This window comes from Dyella sp. 01N36, assembly GCF_056399745.1.
In genome coordinates, this window is the sequence record NZ_JBFTRY010000312.1 from 1 (window position 1) to 2584 (window position 2584).

General features: G+C 61.4%; 2 protein-coding genes and 1 pseudogene. 2 read left to right on the forward strand and 1 reads right to left on the reverse strand.

Features of this window, described 5'->3' with window-relative positions; genetic code table 11:
• Together AC1DMG_RS21520 and AC1DMG_RS21525 are read left to right on the forward strand one after the other, a co-directional pair.
• Positions 1-268: hypothetical protein (locus AC1DMG_RS21520; RefSeq protein WP_441634296.1), on the forward strand; the 268-nt coding region annotated here is incomplete at its 5' end.
• Positions 269-469: 201 nt separating this feature from the next.
• Positions 470-2019, forward strand: a protein-coding gene (locus AC1DMG_RS21525) for an IS3 family transposase (protein ID WP_477181090.1) whose coding sequence is annotated in 2 segments (ribosomal slippage) — positions 470-956 and positions 956-2019 — 1551 coding nt in all. Because the reading frame shifts where the segments join, the coding sequence is not laid out codon by codon here.
• Between the two features lie 151 nt (positions 2020-2170).
• Here AC1DMG_RS21525 and aspA read toward each other — a convergent pair.
• Positions 2171-2584 (reverse strand): annotated as a pseudogene (aspA, locus tag AC1DMG_RS21530) (aspartate ammonia-lyase); the annotation flags it as partial.

The following is a 2584-nucleotide window of genomic DNA, read 5'->3' on the forward strand; positions in this document are numbered from 1 at the left end:
GATGGATCGCCAGACCAAACCACTGCCCGAACTCAAACGCTTGCTTAACGACTGCCTGCGGGAGCAGCCTGGATGCCAAGGTTGCCAGTTGCACGCGGTGTGCTTGCACCGGCCTGACCATACCGGGTGCAACTGGAGCGCGGAAGTGGACTTTCCCGGGCGGAGCGAGGAGGAAGCCGTCAGGAGTTTGCCGCTGGCGCGGCGGGTGGTGGTGATGGTCAGGGAGAGGTTTAATGTTGAGGGGATCGGGGCGTTGGGGCTGGTTTGATGTTTTTTTGGTTCGGCTTCGATTTCGACTTCGACTTCGGCTGCATGACGTCAAAATCAACTTCAAAGGCTCAAAGTCAAAGGCAGTTTCACCACCCCTGCGGGGCGGCGACCTACTTTTTTGTCTTGCCCTCCATGTCAGGATACTTGTCGCCTCCGTTTCCTTAGTGAAGCAAAATGGAGGGCGGTGTGCGAATAGGTGATGACACGATATGCAACCGAGCATCGGGAATGGGTGGTTGAGCAGATGATGCCGCCGCTGAACCGGTCGATAGTGGAGTTGGCCAAGGCCACAGGGATCACGACAGTGACCTTGCGGACTTGGCGCAGGATGGCGAGAGAAGCAGGAAGAATTGTGCCGGGTGACGGAAAGCAGAGTGATCAATGGTCCAGCGCGGACAAGTTTCGCGTTGTGTTGGAGACAGCGCCGCTAAGCGAAGCGGAGTTGTCGGAGTACTGCCGCGCAAAGGGCATCCAGGCGGAGCAGATTCAGCAATGGCGTGAGGCGTGCGAGCAGGCCAATGCGGCTACGCCCGTCAAGCGAACGCTGGCGCAGCGGCGGGACGACGAAGCGGCGCGCAGGCGAGTGCGTGAGCTGGAACGCGAGCTCAAGCGCAAGAATGCGGCGCTTGCGGAGACGGCGGCACTGCTGGTCTTGCAAAAAAAAGCCGCAGCGATCTGGGGACGGGACGAGGAAGACTGATCAGCACCCCGGATCGCTTGGAAGCCATAGAGTTGATCGATGAAGCGGTGAGTGCCGGGGCCCGGCAGGAGAAGGCCTGCGAGGCGCTTGGTTTGACCGAGCGGACCTTGCAGCGCTGGCGGCACGCCCCCGCCGACGGGCGGCTGGAAGCGTGTCGCGAGGCACCGGCTAACAAGTTCAGCGAAGCAGAACGGCAGGCGGTGCTGAGGGCGGCGAACCAGCCAAGTTACGCGAGCCTGACGCCGCACCAGATCGTGCCAAAGCTGGCGGATGAGGGCATCTACGTGGGATCGGTATCGACGATCTACCGGGTGCTGCATGAAGCGGGACAAAGCCGTCGGCGTGGCCGCAGCAAGGCCCCGTGCACGCGCCCGCCGACGACGCATCGGGCCACGGGTCCGAACCAGGTGTGGTGTTGGGACATCACCTGGCTGCCGACCACGGTCAAGGGCAAGTTCTTCTACTGGTACATGATGAAGGACATCTACAGCCGCAAGCTGGTAGCCAACGAGGTGCATGAGAGCCAGACGGCTGAGCACGCCAGCCGCCTGCTGATGCACGGCTGTTTGCGGGAGCAAACGGCAGGTCGTCCGCTGGTACTGCATTCGGACAACGGCAAGGCCATGAAAGGGGCCACCATGCTGGCAGCGATGTATGACCTAGGCGTGGTGCCGTCCTATAGCCGGCCTAGGGTGAGCAACGACAACGCCTATGCCGAAGCGTTGTTCCGTACGGCGAAGTACTGCCMGATGTGGCCGGAGCGCCCGTTCGATAGCCTGGAACAAGCGCGTGACTGGGTGTTGCGCTTCGTGCGCTGGTACAACGACGAGCACCGACACAGCGGCCTGAAATACGTCACGCCAAACCAGCGGCATCAGGGCAAAGCTACCGCACTGTTGGCGCAGAGAACGGCGCTGTATGAAGCCGCGCGCGCCCGGAATCCGCAGCGTTGGAGCGCGGGCATCCGCAACTGGGAACTCCCAGATGCGGTGTACCTGAACCCGGAGCGAGCGCAGAAAAACGCAGAGAATTACAAGCAAGCAGCGTAACGGCTGAGGCGACAACTACCTTGACACACGCCGCGAGTAAAGAAAAGTGACACCTCCGTGTGCGTAAACGGCCAACCCCGYACAGCCGCGACAGCAGCTAGAAGCGCCAAAACTCAGCCCCCCGCCGCCCGACCAGCAGCCCACCTCCCCCTCAATCCTTATTCGGATGCGTCATTTCAATCGGCACAATCCACCGCGCATATTCCTCCTCCGTCAGATAACCAAGCGCCAGCGCCGCCCCCTTGAGCGTCAGCCCTTCCTTATGCGCCTTCTTGGCAATCGCCGCCGCCTTGTCATACCCGATATGGCGATTCAGCGCCGTCACCAGCATCAGGTTCTTGTCGAGGTTCTCCGCGATCTTCGGCAGGTTCGGCTCGATGCCGATCGCGCAGTGATCGTTGAACGCGAGGCAGGAGTCGGCGATCAGCTCGATGCTTTCCAGCACGTTGTGGACCATCACCGGCTTGTACACGTTGAGCTGGAAATTGCCCTGGCTGCCGGCGAAGGCCACCGTCGCATCGTTGCCGAACACTTGCGCGCACACCATGGTCATCGCTTCGCACTG